This is a genomic window from Enhydrobacter sp. (genome assembly GCA_025808875.1).
Lineage (GTDB): Bacteria > Pseudomonadota > Alphaproteobacteria > Reyranellales > Reyranellaceae > Reyranella.
On record CP075528.1, the window covers coordinates 2,899,911 to 2,917,394 of the forward strand.

Annotated in this window: 15 protein-coding genes; 1 reads left to right on the forward strand and 14 read right to left on the reverse strand. The window is 68.1% G+C overall.

Features of this window, described 5'->3' with window-relative positions; all coding sequences use genetic code 11:
- Positions 1-6: 6 nt before the first annotated feature.
- Positions 7-840, reverse strand: a complete 834-nt coding sequence (locus KIT25_14400; GenBank protein ID UYN93251.1) for a hypothetical protein — start codon at positions 838-840, stop codon at positions 7-9.
- Positions 841-960: 120 nt separating this feature from the next.
- Here KIT25_14400 and KIT25_14405 point away from each other — a divergent pair, with 120 nt between their 5' ends.
- Complete coding sequence (locus tag KIT25_14405) at positions 961-1,701, forward strand: SDR family NAD(P)-dependent oxidoreductase (GenBank protein UYN93252.1); 741 nt, start codon at positions 961-963, stop codon at positions 1,699-1,701.
- Here KIT25_14405 and KIT25_14410 read toward each other — a convergent pair.
- The 13 genes from KIT25_14410 to KIT25_14470 are packed head-to-tail and all read right to left on the reverse strand — an operon-like array spanning position 1,682 to position 17,370.
- Positions 1,682-3,055: a glycosyltransferase gene (locus KIT25_14410; protein ID UYN93253.1), complete on the reverse strand. Its 1,374-nt coding sequence runs from the start codon at positions 3,053-3,055 to the stop codon at positions 1,682-1,684. The genes KIT25_14405 and KIT25_14410 overlap by 20 nt on opposite strands.
- Positions 3,052-4,002 carry a glycosyltransferase family 2 protein gene (locus KIT25_14415; GenBank protein UYN93254.1) on the reverse strand — a complete coding sequence of 317 codons (951 nt, stop codon included), beginning with the start codon at positions 4,000-4,002 and terminating at the stop codon, positions 3,052-3,054. Before KIT25_14415 ends, KIT25_14410 begins: the two co-directional genes overlap by 4 nt.
- Before the next feature lie 37 nt (positions 4,003-4,039).
- A complete protein-coding gene (locus tag KIT25_14420; protein UYN93255.1) occupies positions 4,040-5,512 on the reverse strand; it encodes a hypothetical protein in 1,473 nt (490 codons plus the stop codon).
- Positions 5,509-6,660: a glycosyltransferase family 4 protein gene (locus KIT25_14425; GenBank protein UYN93256.1), complete on the reverse strand. Its 1,152-nt coding sequence runs from the start codon at positions 6,658-6,660 to the stop codon at positions 5,509-5,511. The genes KIT25_14420 and KIT25_14425 overlap by 4 nt, the downstream gene beginning before the upstream one ends.
- Positions 6,657-7,952, reverse strand: a complete 1,296-nt coding sequence (locus KIT25_14430; GenBank protein UYN93257.1) for a hypothetical protein — start codon at positions 7,950-7,952, stop codon at positions 6,657-6,659. Before KIT25_14430 ends, KIT25_14425 begins: the two co-directional genes overlap by 4 nt.
- A complete protein-coding gene (locus tag KIT25_14435) occupies positions 7,949-8,995 on the reverse strand; it encodes a glycosyltransferase (protein ID UYN93258.1) in 1,047 nt (348 codons plus the stop codon). The genes KIT25_14430 and KIT25_14435 overlap by 4 nt, the downstream gene beginning before the upstream one ends.
- Entirely contained in the window at positions 8,995-9,714 is a 720-nt protein-coding gene (locus KIT25_14440; protein ID UYN93259.1) for a methyltransferase domain-containing protein, read from the reverse strand. The genes KIT25_14435 and KIT25_14440 overlap by 1 nt, the downstream gene beginning before the upstream one ends.
- Positions 9,711-10,943: a hypothetical protein gene (locus KIT25_14445; GenBank protein ID UYN93260.1), complete on the reverse strand. Its 1,233-nt coding sequence runs from the start codon at positions 10,941-10,943 to the stop codon at positions 9,711-9,713. Before KIT25_14445 ends, KIT25_14440 begins: the two co-directional genes overlap by 4 nt.
- Before the next feature lie 7 nt (positions 10,944-10,950).
- Positions 10,951-12,234, reverse strand: coding sequence for an ABC transporter ATP-binding protein (locus KIT25_14450; GenBank protein ID UYN93261.1), 1,284 nt, complete (start codon positions 12,232-12,234; stop codon positions 10,951-10,953).
- 2 nt (positions 12,235-12,236) lie between these two features.
- Positions 12,237-13,085: an ABC transporter permease gene (locus KIT25_14455; protein ID UYN93262.1), complete on the reverse strand. Its 849-nt coding sequence runs from the start codon at positions 13,083-13,085 to the stop codon at positions 12,237-12,239.
- On the reverse strand, positions 13,082-14,185 hold the full coding sequence (locus KIT25_14460; GenBank protein ID UYN93263.1) for a glycosyltransferase family 4 protein: 1,104 nt from the start codon (positions 14,183-14,185) through the stop codon (positions 13,082-13,084). The genes KIT25_14455 and KIT25_14460 overlap by 4 nt, the downstream gene beginning before the upstream one ends.
- Positions 14,186-14,192: 7 nt before the next feature.
- On the reverse strand, positions 14,193-16,025 hold the full coding sequence (gene asnB / locus KIT25_14465) for an asparagine synthase (glutamine-hydrolyzing) (GenBank protein UYN93264.1): 1,833 nt from the start codon (positions 16,023-16,025) through the stop codon (positions 14,193-14,195).
- A 28-nt stretch (positions 16,026-16,053) separates the two neighbouring features.
- On the reverse strand, positions 16,054-17,370 hold the full coding sequence (locus tag KIT25_14470; GenBank protein ID UYN93265.1) for a sugar transferase: 1,317 nt from the start codon (positions 17,368-17,370) through the stop codon (positions 16,054-16,056).
- Positions 17,371-17,484 lie beyond the last annotated feature (114 nt).

Below are 17,484 nucleotides of genomic sequence, written 5' to 3' on the forward strand. Positions count from 1 at the left end.
AGCAATTCAGGTGCATAGACGTCGCACGCCAATCCCGAACATGCGCAGCCTTGCGCCGAGGGAGGCGGGATACTCCCTGGTCGCCACGAACCAGCGGTTGGCGAGCAGACGCGCGAGACCGAGCCACCGCGACTGCGCCCGCACGGCGGCATAGGCCCACCGGCTGCCTCTCGCGTATTGCGGCAGGAACCGCAGCGGTGCGGCAAGGTTGTCGGCACGATGCTGGCCGGCGCGCGGCATGCCGGCTTCGGCATGCTCGGGGTTGGGCAGACCGCCATGCTCGCCGTAGTGCTTGAGCGTGATGTAGGCGGAGCTGCCCCGCCCCATCGCGAACCACTGCAGGTGGGCGTCGAACGTGAAGTACTTCCGCGGATCGTAGCGTCCCATCTCGTCCTGGAAGAACTCGCAGAACAGGCGGGCCACCGGCGCATTGACCACGTAGGCGACGAGCGGCGCGCAATGGCCGCGCAGAAAAGCCTCCGTGCCGATCACCGCGAAGAGGCGCGGGCTGCCCTGGTAGAGATAGCCCCAGGCCATCGGATCCGCGGTCGGCCAGAAGACGTCGAACCCGCCCATGCCGCGGCACGGCACGAAGTCCGATTCGCAGATCAGCGTGTAGCCGTCTTCCTGCGCCGCGCGCTGCCAGGCCATGTGATGGTTGATGAACGTCCGCGCGCACCTCGCGTAGGTCATCTCCTCGTCCGTGTACCGCGCGCGCTGGACGATGGGATTGAGGCCTTCGGCGGCGAGTGCTGCCTGCAGCGGCGACACGTCCTCGCGGTAGGCAAGGATAAAGGATCGCCCGACCACGTCGCCGAGCGTCTGCGTGTGCCGCCTCATTTCGAGTGCGTCCCGATCGAACTGTGTGAGACCGACATTCCCCGCTTCGCCTATACTGGGAATTGTACTCGATGACCACGGCTAATCGCCGGGCCGGGCGAACGGGAAGTGGAGAGAGGCGTGCGAATCGTCGTCGTCGGAGGAACTTCATCGATCGCCGAGCATTGCTGCCGGCAGTGGGTCGAGCGCGAGGATGTCGACATCGAGCTGCTGGTGCGCGACGCCGGGCGCGGCGAGCGCATCGCCGCCGACCTGCGCACGCGCAATCCGCGCGCGACCATCGGCGTGACCGAGACTGGTTTCGTCGACCCGGCCGCGATCGATGACGCCGTCGCGCGGCTGTGGGACGCCGCGCCCGTCGACCTCGCCCTGATCGCGCATGGCTGGCTGCCGCCGCAGGCGAACTGCCAAGACGATCTCGCGACCTGCCGCGACGTGATCGAGGTCAACGCCGTCTCGCCCGCCCTGTTCGCCGAGGCGTTCGCCGCCCGCTTCGCGGGCGCCGGGCGCGGCACGCTCGTTCTGCTCGGCTCGGTGGCGGGCGACCGCGGACGCAAGGCCAACTACAGCTACGGCGCCGCCAAGGGATTCGTCGAGCGCTACGCCGAAGGCATGCAGCACCGATTCGCCCGCACCGGCGTCAGGGTCGTGCTCGCCAAGCCCGGGCCCACCGACACGCCGATGGCCGGTCCGGCCAAGGCGCAGGGCCGCCGCGTCGCCGCGGTGCAGGACGTGGCTCGCGCCATCGTGCGGGGCATCGACCGCGGCCGGCCGGTGATCTATGCGCCGTGGTACTGGCGGGCGATCATGCTCGTCGTCCGCCACATCCCCCGGCCGCTGTTCAACCGGCTGGAGATATGAGCGGCTGCGCGATCTCGCGATAGAGATTGGTCATCTCGCGGGCGACATCCTTCATCGTCCGCCGCACCGCCACGTTCGCCACCCGCCGCGCGATCTCGGAGCGATCGAGCGCCGCCGCCTGCATGGCACGGGCCCATGCCGAGCTGTCGTTGAACGGCAGCAGCCACCCGTCGACGCCGTCGCGAATGCGCTCGCTGATGCCGCCGAGGTCGGCCCCCATGACCGGCAGGCCGAACGCGAATCCCTCCAGCACCACCAGCGGGCCGGTTTCCATGTAGTTCGACGGCACCGCGAGGACGTCGAGCCGCTGCAGGAAGGCCGGCACCTGGTCGTGCGTTATCGAGCCGAGGAACTCGACGCGGGCATCCGACCGTCCCTTTTCGGCAACCTCGGCAAGATAGCCGGGCTCGGTGCCGCTGCCCGCGACCAGCAGGCGGATCGGCACGTCGCGCGGAAGCCGCTTCATCGCGTCGAGCAGGACATGCACGCCCTTGTACGATTCGATCCGGCCGATGAAGCCGACACGGAGCTCGCGCGACGGCGGCGGCGGCGTCCGGCGGGCGCCTCGCGCGGCCAGATCCTCCGCCACCGCCTGCGGCGAGACCACGATCTTCCTCTCGTCGATGCCGTTGGCGAGCAGCGCCATCGCCACCCATCGGCTGGGCGCGACGATGCGCACGCTGTGCCTCGCCATCTCCCGCAGATCGTGGGCCTGCTCCGCCGCCAGGGCGCGCCCCGACAGCATGGTCGCGCCGCGGTGCCACACGGAGGAGAGCGAGCCGCCCATGTAGTTGATCGGCGGCAGCAGCGAAACGCCGAAGGCCAGCGGACCCGGCAGGCCGCGCGAGATCGCCCAGCATTGGGTGCAACGCTGGCCACGGATGCGGCCGTCGCACGCGCGGTCGCCGTTGAGCAACATGGTGCCGCGCAGGCACAGCGCCGACGGCACGTGCATGGTGACGACGCAGGGAATGCCGAGTTGGGCGACCTGTTCGAGGTGCCGCAGGCCGGCGCCGCCGGTCCAGGAATGCAGGTGGAAGACGTCGGGAGCGTCGTCGACCACGCGCTGCTGGAACATGGTGAGGCCGGCGCGGCCGGCGTTGGCCGAATACCCACGCAGATCGGCCCAGTTGGTGGGGTAACGCACCACCGGAGTCTGCGCCCAGACGTACTCCTCCGCGTTGCGGTCGGTCGCGGCGATAACCGTGCTGTGCACCGAAAAACCCGAAAGCGCGGTGGCGAGATCGCGCACGTAGACTTCCGTGCCGCCGATCTTCTCGGGGAAATAGAAGCCGACGCAGTGCGTCACCCGCAGCGCGCCGGCCGAGCCGGCTTCCGTCACGGCCTCGTTCATCCCTCGACACTGCGCGGCGGCGGCTTGCGCAGCAAGCCCCCGAGGCCGATCAACCGCTCGGTCGCCCCGAAACCCAGCAGCCGATAGCCGGCGCGGATGCTGGGGCGGACCGGCGGCACGAACTCCGGATCGAGCCGAAATATCCACTCTGCCGCGGCAGCCGCCTCGTCCGGCGCGGTCTGCGCCAGGCTGCGGACCACCGGCCAGATGAACCGGACGGCGGCGCGCTTGCGCCGTGCCGTCAGTTCACCCTTCGCCGTCAACAGCTCGACCGCCTTGCGATAGACCGCGACGGTGGTCCAGTCGGCCAGCGTGCGGCGAAAGCCCTGCGTGCCCTGAAGCCTGCCGCGGCGATGGTGGCGGTGCACGAAAGCGGGCTTGCCGTGCACGGCGAGGCGCGGGCCGGCGATGGCGACCTCGAGCATGAACATGCGGTCGTCGCGCAGCGCGAACTCCTGACGATGCGGGATGTCCCGGATGAATTCCCGGCGGAACAGGAAGGCCGAGTAGTGCGAGAACGGCGCCTCGCCGAACTGCTGGGCGACGAAGTCGTCGCAGTCGACCCACGGATGCGGTTCCAACCTGTCCGCGTCTTCATGGAAATCCTGATAGCCGGCCAGCACCACGTCCGCGCCTTCCCGCCGTCCCAGCTGGAACTGTTCCTCGTTGGCGCCGGGGCAGAGCCAGTCGTCGGAATCGAGGAAGCGCACATACTCGCCGGTGGCGATCTTCATCGCTTCGACGACGGCCCAATCCTTGCCCCAATTGGCGGTGCGCCGGCCGACGACATCGCCCTGCGACTGCAACCAGTCCCATGTCCCGTCACTGCTGCCATCGTCGACGACGATCACCTCGACGCGGCACCCCTGCGATCGGCAGGAATCGATCGCACGCGGCAGCGCCCACAGCCGGTTGAACGTCGGCACGATCACCGTGACGTCGACCATCTTCGCTGGGCCTACGGGACGCGGACGGCGAGGCGCATCACGCCAACTTGTAGCGCGCCGCTCTGCTTCTGAGCTCCAGCCACTGAAGCACCCGCGGGAAGACGAACTTGTTCAACAGCAGGAAACCGATCAGGAACATCACCGTCGCGCCGAGCGTCTTGGCCAGCGAGACCTCGACTCCGTCGTGGCAGACATTGTGGAAGAACGCCATCAGCACGCCCTCCCGCATCGCCTGGGGCAACTGGAAGCCCATCAGGATGCGCGCCACGCCGCCGACGATGAAGGCGACCATCGCCACGCCGAACAACATGCCCGGGAATCCGAAATCGGCAAAATTCTCGCCCATGTAGCCGACGCTGATCGACGTGCCGGCCCGTATTTCCTCGCCGAGCGATATCGTGCGCGCGAGCCGCATGTAGACTTCCGAGTCCGAGAGCGGCGCCTTGCCCGGGAACAGGAAGCGCGGCATCGTCAGGTGGCCTATGGCTTCGCGCCACTGCCGCGCGGGAATCGGCTCGGGATGCGCTTCCTGGACGCCGATCACCGCGCCGAAGATGTCGGTATAGGCGAGACGGGACAGCAGCGTGTACGAGGTCTGCTGCAGGTTGAGTCCCTCGAGCGAGAAAAACCGGCTTCCGATGTAGGCGAGGCGCTCGCTGAGCGGGACGTTGATGGCCTGCGCGTCGTCGGACTGCGCGACGTAGATGCGATAGTCGACCTTGACCGCCGTCCAGAACAGCGCCAGGCCCACCAGCGCCGTCAGTCCGGTGACCGCCGCGATCGTCGTGGTCGCGCGCCACTTCACCCGCGCGGCGATGGCCGCAATCCCGAGATAGATGAACACGCCGCGGAAGTTCGAGAAGAACCCCGTGATGCCGATGACAATCTCGAACAACACGACGCCGAACAGGAACTTCGTCCCCCGGCCTGTCGACATGACGTAGACGAACAGCATGAAGATCGCCACGACCTTCACCTGCGAGATCGCCATCAGCGGCTGGGCCAGCGAGCCGACCGAACGCGCACCGATGCCCATCACGATGGCGACCGCCGAGCCCACGCCGTAGAGGATGATCAGGTCGACCGGTTGCCAGTAGTAGTGGGCGGTGCGCTCCCATTGAGTCGGGCGCCGGACGCTGCCGAGCATCAGGCGGACGACGCACGCCATGACGACGAGGCTCGCCAGCATGTACCAGTAGGCGCGGGGCACGGCCGGCCCCTCCAGGCTCAGGATCATCGGCTGGCCGTCGATCCAGGCCTGCAGTGCGCGGGCGAAGACCTGCACCCATTGCCATATGAAGTAGTAGGCGACGGCCGCCGGCATGGTGTCCGTGGCGACGATCCGCAGCAGCAGCCACGGCACGATTCCACCGACCGCGATGGCGAACGGCTCGTTGGAAAACGGCGCGAGCAGCACGGCCACGGCCGCGAAGCCACCGAAGCCGCGGCACAGCAGCGAGTAGTCCAGCGTCGGCGCCGAAGCGGTCCGCGGCAGGGCAGCGATGGTCATCGGTTTCCGGACAGGCGAAGTCTATTCGCAGCTTCAATGATACCTTCTGCCGCCCGTTTAGGCGAATAGATTTCCATCCGCTCGGCCAATCGGTCGCGGCAAGCCGCCCGGTCGAAGGCCAGAACCCGGGAAATCGCCTCGGCCAGGGCGGGGACGTCGCCGAGCGGGAACACTTCCCCGGTCCGGCCAGGCTCGACGAGGTCGGGGCCACATCCCACCATGTCCGACACGACCGCCGGCACGCCGCAGGCCATGGCTTCGTTGACGGCCAGGCCCCAGGTCTCCAGCCCGTCCGACGGCAGCACGATCACGTCGGCGGCGGCATAGACGGCCGGCAACCGGCTCTGATTGACGAAGCCCAGGAACTGCGCCGGCACGCCTTTCGACCGTGCCGCCGCCTCGAGCGTAGCGGCAAGTTCGCCCGATCCGGCGAAGACGAGCTGCACTCGCCGCCCCTTGCTGGCGAGCCGTGCCGCCGCATGAACGAGATCGAGCGGATGCTTGCGCCCGACCAGCTTGCCGACGAACAGGATGCGGCCGCCATCGCCCCTCGACGCCGGGACGGCTCGGCTGGCGGCGGCGAAGGCGGCGTTGTCGACGCACGCCGGAGAAAAAAAGAGGCGATCGGAAGGCGCGCCATAGTGTTGCAGATACTCGCGATTGCGCTTCCCGACATGGAGATAGCCGTCGAACATGCGCAGCAAGGTCGGAAAAAGCGCCGCCTTCGCCAGCCTCATCGGCCCGCCGCGCTGGCCGGCGAGCTGCGAATCGCCGCGCACCAGCACCGGCACGCGCGCCCGACGGCAGGCCAGAACGGCCTGCCAGTACGAACGCAGGGACCAGCCCGGCACGACAAAGGCATCGTAGCCTCCTCTCGAGATGGCGTCTGCGATCTCCGGCGTGTTGCAGCCGCCGAACCGGTCCGTCGACGGCGTCGGCGCGACATTCGCGAGGAAGCGGCTCGAATAGCCCGAGAGCAGATCGACGTCCCATTCGAAGTCGACGCCGAAGCCCGCGCTCGCCTGCTGCGAGGCGGTTTGCTTGTGCGCGAAGAAGACGTCCAGATCACATCGGCGCGCGAGCTCGCGGAAGATCGGCGCGTAGTACTGGATCGGATGACTGATCAGGAAGCCGATGCGCAGGCTCATGGCATCCGCGAGTGCCGAAGATGGGCGGCGTCGAGGGCTTCGGCAAGCTGGCGCGTCGACTGCCGCGCCGAATAGGGCTCGAAAGCCGCCGCATCCAGGCGCGACACGAAGCGGCCGGGTTGGCCGATCAGCGTCTCCAGCTCGGCGGCGACCTCCTCCTCGGCCGGCAAGTGCGCCTCGTCGAGCGTCAGCACCCTGCCGGCTTCCGTCGCGCGGATCATGTCGACGGCGGAGCTCTCACGATGGAGCATGGCGAACACCGGCCGATGCGACAGCATCGCCTGAAAGACCTTCGATGGCGTGTAGTGGCGCTCGGTCGAGCCGATCACCAGCACCGCGTCGCTCCGCTCGACATGGTTGAGGGCGTCGATATAGCCGATGCGATGCGGATGCTCGTTGACCATGTCGGCGACCCCGACCTCGCGCGCGCGCGGCAGGACCTGATGCCCGCGAGGATCGTCAGGCGACGAGCCGGTCCCGACGAAATGAACCCGAAGGCGCCCGGCGAGCGCGGGCGCCCGGGCACGAAGTGCCCGAAGCCCGCGCAGGAAAGCATCGAGCACGGGAAGTCCGGCCGGCAGCAACGCGCCAGCGTAGATCATGTTGAAGTGGTCGCCGCCGGCGGTGAAGAGAAAGGTCGGACGATCGAGCTTGCGCACGAGCTCGTAGTCCTCGGGCGCCTGGCCCATCGGCATGAACGCCGTGACCGCCCGCCTCGCCACCTCGGGGTTGCGCTCGAGCATTCCAGCGGCGTAGCCCGGGGCCATGCCCGTGATCAATGCCGCGTGCCGGACGGACCACGGTTCCAGCAGGCAGGCCAGACGATAGGACCCCCAGGCGCGCGTGAAGGGCTTGTCGATCCCCGGCCAGCGATTGACCCATGGGTCCTGGTAGTCGATGCCGTAGGGAATGCCGTGTCGCGCGCGCACCAGCCGCCCGACCGGTCCGAGAAAGTTCGACGGTATGGTCGTCAGCACGAAGTCGATCTCTCTGCGGCGCGCCAGATCCGACAACGCCCGATAGCATCCCCAGAAGGCGCGCACGCCGATGTCGCCTACCAGCCTGAGCGGACGGGTCGGCAGGGTCTTCGCATGGATGACACGCAGGCCGGGCGCTACCAACCGCTCTAGGTCGGCGTCGGGACGCTCCTCGTAGCGGTCCGGATCCCCTGTCACCACGATCGGCTCCCAGCCGAACTCGGGCAGGTAGCGCGACCACAGGCGCGCGCGATGGGCACCGACGAGATTGCTCGGCGGGAAGTGGCCGGTAACGAGCGCCACGCGCCGCGTCACGTCGACTTCAGGCCGGCGATGGCCCGCCGGTACAGGTCGAAGTAGCGGTCGGTGACGACTCTCGGCGTGTATTCCTGCTCGGCGCGGCGTCGACACGCGGCACGGTCGATCGTGTGGAGCTTGCCCACGGCCTCGCATCCCTCGTCGATCGAGCGGATCAGGAATCCTTCAACCCCCTGCCGCACGATTTCGGGCAGAGATCCCCTCGGGCAGGAGATCACCGGCGTGCCGCAGGCCAGTGCTTCCGCAAAGACGATGCCGAACGGCTCGTTCCACTGGATGGGCACCACCATCGCCCGCGCCTGACCGAGCACCCGGTTCTTCTGCTCGTCGTTGACGGGCCCGACATATTCTATGCCGTCGCGGCCGATCCAGGGCTCGATCTTCTCCTTCCAATAGACCGCCTCGTGCCCCGTTTCGGCGTGATTGCCGGCGATGATCAGCCGGCTGCCGGTGCGCCGCGCGATCTCGATGGCCCAATCCGCGCCCTTGATGCTTTCGACCCGGCTCAGGAACACCAGCGGCGCGTCGGGCGCCACCGTCGGGCTGAACTTGAGGGCCTCGACTTCGAAGAAGTTGGGAATGCCTTCCCAGTGCCCGCCGGCGCGGCGCCCGTTGTTCGCGATGTAGTCGCTGCAGCCGGTGAAGTAGAGCACGCCGCGCGCGGCGAGCTTGACCGCCATGCCGACCGTCCGCAGCGTCGGCTCGCGCTCGTAGGTCATGACGAGCGGTACACGGCCGCGCAGCAGGGGCGTCAGATATGCCACACGGGAGAAGCTGTGGACGATGTCGGGTCGGAACCTGCGCACCGCCTTCCACAACGTCCAGGTGTTGCCCAGCGTGTCGGGCACCGACTGGGAGCGCGGCCCCGGCCAGCCGAAGAACATGTCGGCCTCGCACTGCGAGCCGGGCTTGGCGATCAGGCAGACCTGGTGTCCGCGCGAGCGCAGTTCCCTGACCAGCCCGTCGACCAGCCGCTCGATGCCGCCATAGGTGACGGGCGGAACCTCGATCTCGGGATCGGCGGTCAGGATGATCCGCATCAGCGCCGAGCTTCCATGTAGAGCGAGTACGGCGCATGCTGTTCGCGATCGATCGCGCCACCGGGGAAGCGGCCTTCTCGCCAGTTCACCTCCGCGATGTCGGTGAACCCCGCCTGCTCCAGCGTTCGGCCCAGGTACTCCGCGTCGAAGCCGCCATAGTGCTCGCCGTCCTGCACGAAGACGTGGTTCAAGGCTTCCATCTTGGTGGCGAACGTCTTCTCCGGGACATCACCGCCGCAGCCTATGCGGTTCAGCATGCCCCACCCTGGCGAGAGGTAGGCTTCGGCGTATTTGCGCATGTCCGGTACGACGATGCGGAGGATGCCGCCGGGCTCGAGGCAGCGACGGCACTCGGCGAGGAAGCGCGGGCGCTCCGTCGTGGGCTCGAGATGCTCGAAGTAGTGCTCGACGTGGATGCCGCGGGCGGATGCGTCGCCGAGGGGAAACTTTCGCCGGCAGTCGGCGCGCATCGTCACGCCCGGCCCCATGAACAGATCGAGATTCAGCCAGCCTTCGCGGCCGAACGGCCCGCAGCCGATGTTGACGAGCGCACCGCGCTGGCGTTCGAGGGCGCGGCGACGCCTCACCCAGCCGGGATGAAGGCGATGCAGCAACCTCACGAGCATGGCGTTGAGCTCGACCCTGAACGTGCGAAACACCCAGGGATTCACCGGCAAGCGCGGGATCAGCCACGCACCGAGGCGCTGCTTGACCGTCATGCCCGACCGCCCTTCTCGAATGCCCTGTCGACCGACCGCAACAGCACGTCCTTCTCGACGTCCCAATTGTACCGCTGTTGCCCGAGCTGCCAGGCCTCGGCCTTCGCCGCCTCGAGCGCTGTGCGATCCGCCAGCGCGTCGAGCACGCCGGCCGTTCCCTGCGGATCGTCGAGCGAGATCAGACGCGCCGCGCGCCCGAGATCGGGCGACAACGCGCGCTGCGCCGGCGTGTCGCTCAACAGGACCGGCACGCCGGCGAGCAGATAGGTGAATATCTTGTTGGTCAGACAGATGCGCCGGTTGAGCGTCGCGTCGGTTTCGAGCGACAGGCCGAGGTCGTAGCTGGCGGCCAGCCTGACCATGTCCTCCGGAGCGGCCATGGGCAGGATGTTGACCCGCGCGGCGACGCCGAGCTCGCGCGCCAGCTCCATCAGGCGATCGCCGTGTCCCCACCGATTGTCGCCGCGCACATCGAGCACCACGTCGGCCCGGCAATGCGCCATTGCCCGAAGGAAGGCCTGAAGCCCCCGATCGGGACCGATGGTCTGCGAAAACCAATAGGCTCGCAGCGCCCCGGTCGACGCCGGATGCGGAGCGAACGGCGCCATGTCTCGCGGGAACACGTTCAACAACGTGTCGGCGGCGACGCCATACTTGTCGGCATAGGCATCTGCGATCAGCGGAGCCGCTGCCGTCAGGTGGACGCAGCGCGGCAGCACGGTCCTCTCGACCCGCTCGACCATGCGCATGCGAAACCGGTCTTCATCGCCGTCGGAACCCTCGCCCGAATGAAAATCCTCGGCGTCGAAGCCGAGCCTGCCGCCATGCCGTGCGGCGGCAGTCGCCGCGGCCGGCAGGGCGGCAACATAGTGAGCGATGTACAGGTCGGCCGGCACGCGCGCGACGGCATCGCGCAATGTACGGACCAGTCCTCCGTAGGCGGCGGCGGCGACCGACACGGGAACCGGCAGCCGCAAACCGTCCATCGCCCGCGCCAGCGGTCGGCTGGCAGCCCCCCAAAAGCGCTCCGTGGGAACGCGATCCGCCACCACCACCTTCCACGTCGCGCGCCGCGCCAGGTCTTCGTCGTAAGAAGCGAGCGAGCCGGCTTGCCGGCAGACGACGGTGGTCACGTCGTATCCCGCCTGCTCGAGCGCCGCCGCTTCCTTCACGAGGCGCGGGTTCGATGCGAGATTGCCCGGCGACACGAGGCACACGCTGCGCGCCATCGCCGGGTCACGTCGAAGCGACGGGCGTGAACTGCAGCGGCGCGCTGAGCCTCATCGCCAGGTGACCCATGCCGAGATCCTGGCGGAAATCGAACGACACTCCGTCCGGGCTGCAGGCGTCGACGTAGAAGCGGACGGCGCTGCTCACGAGATGGTCGATCGTGATCTGGCTGTAGGTCGTCTGAATGTCGATGCCGTACTCGCCCGCCCCCAGCAAATAGGGATCCAGCGACAACACGCATTCATAGCGGCCCGGACGCGACGGCAGGTTGATCTTGTTGAACGCCGACGACGAGTAGAACGAGATCGGCAGGTTGTGGTGGTCGCGCAGGATCAGCTCGACCGCCATGCCCGGCATCCCGGTCGTGTCGACGACGATATGCAGGCGCAACGGCGTGCCCGGCATGAAGCGCTCGGTGGCATTGCCTTCCTGGTCGAGCAGCTTGGCGGAGACGAGCGTGGCATCCGTGCCGCGCTCCCACTTCTGGTCGTTGCCGACCTTGCCGAGCGTCGAGGTGTAGTGTGCCAGGCCCGCTTCGACCGGCCCGTCGAACGTGAGCCTGCCGCGCTCCAGGACGATGCTGCGCTTGGTGAGCGCGGTGATTGCCGCGAAATTGTGGCTCACGAAAAGAACAGTTCGGCCGCTGTGCGCCACCTCGGACATGCGATTGAGGCACTTGGCCTGAAACTCAGCGTCGCCGACGGCGAGCACCTCGTCGACGACGAGGATCTCCGCCTCCATGTGCGCCGCCACCGCGAAGGCGAGCCGGATGTACATGCCGACCGAGTATCGCTTCACGGGCGTATCGAGGAACTTGGCGATGCCCGAGAACTCGACGATTTCGTCGAAGCGCTGGCGCATCTCGGCCCGCGTCATGCCGAGGATAGCGCCGTTCAGGAAGATGTTCTCGCGGCCGGTCAGCTCCGGATGAAAGCCGGTGCCGACCTCGAGCAGGCTGTTGACGCGTCCGGTGATCTCGACCCGCCCCTCTGTCGGCTCCGTGATGCGCGACAGGATCTTGAGCAAGGTCGTCTTGCCGGCGCCGTTGTGCCCGATGATGCTGACCAACTCGCCGCTCTTGATCTCGAAGTCGAGCTCTCGCAGCGCCCAGTATTCCTCGAGGCGATGGCTCAACTCGGGCGTCCGTCCAGCGAGCACGTCGCGGGTTCGCCGCCAAAGCGACCCAACCCGGTGGCGCAGCGCGTCGACGAAAAGCTCGTCGTACTGGGTGGCACGGCCGATCAGGAACTTCTTGCCCAGCCCGGTGGCGCGGATGACGGGGTCACTCATGGTCAGATCATGTCCGCGAAGCGTCGTTCGGCACCGCGAAATCGGCGGATGCCCCACCACAACATGAGAGCGACGACGCCAAGGCTCACGATGAAGCCCGGCAGGTAGATGGGGCTGTCGCCGCCGACGATCGACCAACGAAAGCCGTCGATGATACCGACCATCGGATTGAGACTGTAAAGGGCGCGCCACTTCTCCGGGACCACCGAGCTGGAGAAGCCGACGGGCGAGGCGTAGAGGCCGAACTGCAGCAGAAAAGGAATCACGAATCGAAAGTCACGATACTTGACCACCAGGCCGGCCGCCCACAGCGCCGGGCCGAAGCTCGCCAGCAGCGCCAGCATGACGAATACCGGCAACAGCAGGATCTGCCAGCCCGGCACGAGGCCGTACCACGCCATCACGCCGGCGAGGATCAACAGGCAGACCGCGAAATCCGCCAGCGCGACCGCGATGGTCGACAGCGGGATGATCAGGCGCGGGAAATACACCTTGGTGATCAGCGAGGAGTTTCCGACGACGCTGAACGAGGCGTCGTTCAGCACGGTCGACGCCAGTGTCCAGGGCAGGAGACCGCCGATCACGATGACGGCGTACGGAACGTCGCTGCCCGTCGGCAGCTTGGCGAGCTGGCCGAACACGACGGTGAAGACGACCAGCGTCAGGAAGGGCCGAATGAACGCCCAGGCGACGCCGATGACCGTCTGCTTGTAGCGCACCGCGACGTCGCGCCAGGCGAGCATGAACATCAGCTCGCGATAGCGCCAGATGTCGAGCCAATACTGCCGATCGGCGCGCCCCGCCTCGAGAATCAGCCGAGGCGGTGAGGTGTCGTTTGACGTCGAGCTCATGGTTCGCCCTTCATACGACGCGAACCCGTACCGAGGCGAGCGAGGAGTAGCCTCGCCGTGGCAGCGAACTGGCGGCGTCGATAGGGCTCGACTGCCGAGCCATCGGACCGGCCGAGGTCGAGCAGCCGGACGACGGCGTGCTCGAGCGCCTTGCCGTCCGAGGGATCGACGGTGATGCCGATGCGCTCGTCGGGAATGGCGTCGGCGCTGCCGCCGCCCACGCCGCCCACCACGCGCAGGCCGCAAGCGGCCGCTTCGAGATAGACGATGCCGAAGCCTTCCTGCGTGCTCGGCATGACGTAGAGGTCGGCCAGCCGATAGAGGTCGGGCAGGTCCTCATCGGGCACGAAGCCCAGAAAGCGGACGACATCGGGGCCGGCGAGCTCGCGCGCCCGGCGCTCGAGGTGCGCGCGATCGTCGCCATCACCCGCGACGACATGAACGATCCCGGGAAAGCGAGCGCGCAGGGCCGGCAGGATGGCGAATATCTCCTCATGCCCCTTGTAGCGTTCGCTGGCGGCGAGGCGGCCGACCGTCAGGAGGATCGGCCCCGACCCGAGCAGAAGCCGCGCCGCGAGCGCCGCGCTCTTCGGACCGGGCGTGAACATGTCGCGCACGGTGTCGGGCAGGACGCGCGCCCTCTCGGGCGCCAGGTCGGCCCAGCCGAGCAGCGATCGGCGGGTGGCGCGGCTGACCGTGGTCACGAGGTCCGCCGCCTCGATCGCGCGACGCACGATGCCGCGGCGCGTCGACCAGATGTCGGTGCCGTGGCCCTGCAGCCAATAGCGCGCGCCCAGCAGTCTCGCGATCCCCCACGCCAGCGGCGCCATGAAGACGTGGCCGCAGAACACGACGTCGAATGGACGATGCCGCCGTGCCGCCGACAGCGCCGAGACGATGTATCGGAACCGGCCGAGCACCGCCGGCAGCTGGAGGATGCCGCGCGGCAGCACCAGGCCCCGGCTATCGCCATGGCGCGGCAGGACGACGAGATCTGCGCCCCCCGCCGCCAGGGCTTCGAACAGGTCCTGGTTGTAGCGGGCGATGCCACCGCCGGCGCCATAGCAGTCGCCGACGAGGGCGAGGATGCGGGAGCTCATCGGCACGTCATGCAGGTGTCGGCTCGATCCAGCCCGCCTGCCACACCCGCAGCGCCCAAGCACGCGAGGCGCTGGAAAAGGACACGTTCGGCGAGCCGCCGGCCGCCTCGCTCATCCAGCGACCGACCGGCGTGACGAAGCCGGTCTTGCTGCGGGCACGGCTCGCCTCGGGCAGAGCCGGCACGGGGATGTCGGCGACCGCCGCCTTGGCGTCGAGTTCGGCCATCACGTCGCCGGGCGGCAGGGCGGCGAGGAAGAAGGGGTCGACATAGGGCACCCTGATCTCGATCGAATGCGCCATGCCCGCCCAGTCGGCGTCGCGCAGCAACTGGTTGCGCATGTAAAGTGACGTCTCCAGCGCGGCGACGCGATCGAAGTCGCACAGCGAGCGCCCGGCCCGCAACTCGCCGGCAATGCGCGCAAGCGGCGCGAGGCGCCTCAGCCCCTCTTCCAGCAAGCCGCGGTCGAGCACCCGATCGAGCTCCCACGGCATGTAGACGCTGCGGCGCAGGAGGTAGGCGCCGGCCCAGTTCCCGCCGTATTGCAGCAGCCCGGCAGCCTTGGGATGGATGCCGATGCCGGCGGAGATGCCGAACGACATCAGGCGACGCACGAGCGCCCCGGCGCCGGGCAGGAAGCGCAACGGGCGCAGCAGGCGCACGCTGCGCGGCACGTCGACGAAAGACGGATAGCCGCCGAAGCATTCGTCGGCGCCCAATCCGCTCAGCGCCACCTTGACGCCGGCCTCGTGCGCGGCCTTGGCGACGAACCACGTGTTGATGCCGTCCGTCGTCGGCAGGTCCATGGCATCGAGGATGGCTGGCAGGTCGCGCTCGAACTCGGCCCGGTCGATGGTGCGCACGACATGGCGCGCGCCGTACCGCGCGGCGACTTCGGCAGCCAGCGGCGCCTCGTCGAGCGGACCGCCGCGGAACTCCTCGAAAGCCAGTGTCACGGCCGTGGCATTGCGCACGCCGAGTTCCGCCATCGTGCCGAGCAGTGCCCCGGAGTCGAGGCCCGCCGAAAGGAACACCGCGACCGGAACGTCGGCCACCAGATGATGCCGCACCGAGTCCTGAACGGCCGCCCTGATGTCCCGGCGCGCGCCCGCACGGTCGCCGACGGGCGCCGCCGCGCGCCGCGCCAACGAGGCCGCCACGTCGTAGTAGCGCAGAGACGCATCGGGACCGGCGGCATCGACCGTCATGATCGCGCCGGCCGGCACCGACCGGATCTCCCGCCAGACGGTGAACGGCTCGGGCACGCTGCCCATCAGATGGAAGCCGACGATGCCCGCCGGGTCGGGATCGCGCGAGACGGCGCCGCCGGCCAGCAGCGCCTTGGCTTGCGAGGCGAAGCGGAAGGTCCAGCCGTCGTCGGCGTAGTAGAGCGGCTTGATGCCCAGCGGGTCGCGCGCCAGTAGAAGCCGGTGCGTGCGCGAGTCCCACAGGCCGAAGGCGAACATGCCGCGGAGGTCCTCGACCATGGCGGGACCGCGGTCGAGGTAGAGCTGAAGGATCACCTCGGTGTCGGAATCGGAGCGGAACACGCAGCCCTTGCGCTGAAGCTCGGCACGCAGCTCGCGGTAATTGTAGATCTCGCCGTTGAAGGTGATGGTGAGCGTGCCGTCCGCCGAATGCATCGGCTGCGCGCCGCCTTCGCTGAGGTCGATGATGGCGAGCCGCCGGTGCGTCAGCCCGACACGGCCATCGGGGCTGAACCAATCACGGCTGCCGTCGGGGCCGCGCGGCGCCATGCGCAGGTTCATGCGCGCGAGTTCGGCGCGATCGACGCCCGGGGCGACGTCGAGATAGGCGAAGATGCCGGCTATTCCACACATGATCAGGGGTCGCGGGCGGGCGGCGCGCTCAGCGCGCGCCCGTACCGCCCAGGATGACGGCGAAGGTGCGCAGGACGATGACCAGATCCAGCCACAACGAGCAATGCTTCAGATAGTAGAGATCATACTCCAGTTTGGAGCGCATTTCGTCGGGGTCGTGCGCGTATCCCTGGTTGATCTGTGCCCAACCGGTCAGACCCGGCCGGACGATGCCGCGCAGCGCGAAGTGAGGGATGTCCCGCACGTACTTCTGGTCGAGGTTGAGGGCCTCCGGCCGCGGACCGACCCAGCTCATGTCTCCGGCCAGCACGTTGAACACCTGCGGCAGCTCGTCGAGGCGATAGCGCCGCAGGATGCGGCCGACCCGGGTGACCCGCGGATCGGCGGTGGCGGTGAAACTCGGTCCCTCTGCGCCGTGAAACATGGTGCGGAACTTGACCATGCGGAACACGCGGCCGCGCCGGCCGACGCGAGACTGCACGAAAAAGATCGGCCCGCGGCTGTCGAGACGCACGATGAGGGCAATGCCCGCCAGCACCGGCAGGAACAGGGGAAAGGCGAGCACCGTCATCGCAAGCTCGATGGCGCGGCGGATGACGAGATACTGGCGCGACGGCAGCAAGGCGCCGAACTCGTTCGGCGTCAGGCCGTTGAGCGGCGTTCGACCCGTCAGGGTTTCGACGATGAAGCGGCGATCGAGCACCGGGACCCCGGCGATGGCGCCGTTGGCGAGGGCCGCCACCTGGCGGTCCGTCAGGTCGGCGTCGAGGTCGGCGACGATGGCATCGACGCGCAGGCCCTGGCTCTCGACGTCGTCGAGCGACAACCAGCGGCAGGTGCGCACGGCCGGCATGCTGCCGACCGAGGACATCGGCACCACCGCGTAGTTGCGGATGAGATAGCGGGCACGCATCTGGGCGGCGAAGGCCATCCACAGGATGGCCAGCGTGCCGCTGCCGAAGAGCTGGACGCGCGAATAGTCGGACCGCAACAGCAGCAGCACGACGGCGATCGTGGCGTAGGCCAGGGCGGCGACCGGCGCGATGTAGGCGACGTTTCCCTGGATGGTGCCGCGTGGGAAGGCGTCGAGCCGGCGACCGGCATACCAGACCAGGACATAGGCGCCGGCCGTCGCCAGAATCGTCTGCTCCGTGGCGCCGATGCCCATGGCGAAGGGCTCGCCTGTCGCATAGACCGTGATCGGGAGGATCACGCAAAACAGGAAGCCACCGAGGAAATCGGCCCACGTCTCGAAGAAACGCTGGGGCGCGGAACGGATGGCGGGCGCCGGCCGCGACGAGTCGAGCGGCGGATTGTCCGCGTCAGCGGAAACTGCCCTGCGCAAGCCGATCACCCTCCGGATGCGTGAAGATAGCAAGGACGCCGCCTCACCCAAAGGACGGCGCCCTCAATTATTACACCCGCGATGAATATAGTTGAAATTCCCTTTATTTGCAAA

Coding starts and splice junctions, on each gene's coding strand:
- KIT25_14400 (UYN93251.1), bottom strand. CDS start 840: ATGAGGCGGCACACGCAGACGCTCGGCGACGTGGTCGGGCGATCCTTT.
- KIT25_14410 (UYN93253.1), bottom strand. CDS start 3,055: ATGAACGAGGCCGTGACGGAAGCCGGCTCGGCCGGCGCGCTGCGGGTG.
- KIT25_14415 (UYN93254.1), bottom strand. CDS start 4,002: ATGGTCGACGTCACGGTGATCGTGCCGACGTTCAACCGGCTGTGGGCG.
- KIT25_14420 (UYN93255.1), bottom strand. CDS start 5,512: ATGACCATCGCTGCCCTGCCGCGGACCGCTTCGGCGCCGACGCTGGAC.
- KIT25_14425 (UYN93256.1), bottom strand. CDS start 6,660: ATGAGCCTGCGCATCGGCTTCCTGATCAGTCATCCGATCCAGTACTAC.
- KIT25_14435 (UYN93258.1), bottom strand. CDS start 8,995: ATGCGGATCATCCTGACCGCCGATCCCGAGATCGAGGTTCCGCCCGTC.
- KIT25_14440 (UYN93259.1), bottom strand. CDS start 9,714: ATGACGGTCAAGCAGCGCCTCGGTGCGTGGCTGATCCCGCGCTTGCCG.
- KIT25_14445 (UYN93260.1), bottom strand. CDS start 10,943: ATGGCGCGCAGCGTGTGCCTCGTGTCGCCGGGCAATCTCGCATCGAAC.
- KIT25_14450 (UYN93261.1), bottom strand. CDS start 12,234: ATGAGTGACCCCGTCATCCGCGCCACCGGGCTGGGCAAGAAGTTCCTG.
- KIT25_14455 (UYN93262.1), bottom strand. CDS start 13,085: ATGAGCTCGACGTCAAACGACACCTCACCGCCTCGGCTGATTCTCGAG.
- KIT25_14460 (UYN93263.1), bottom strand. CDS start 14,185: ATGAGCTCCCGCATCCTCGCCCTCGTCGGCGACTGCTATGGCGCCGGC.
- asnB (UYN93264.1), bottom strand. CDS start 16,025: ATGTGTGGAATAGCCGGCATCTTCGCCTATCTCGACGTCGCCCCGGGC.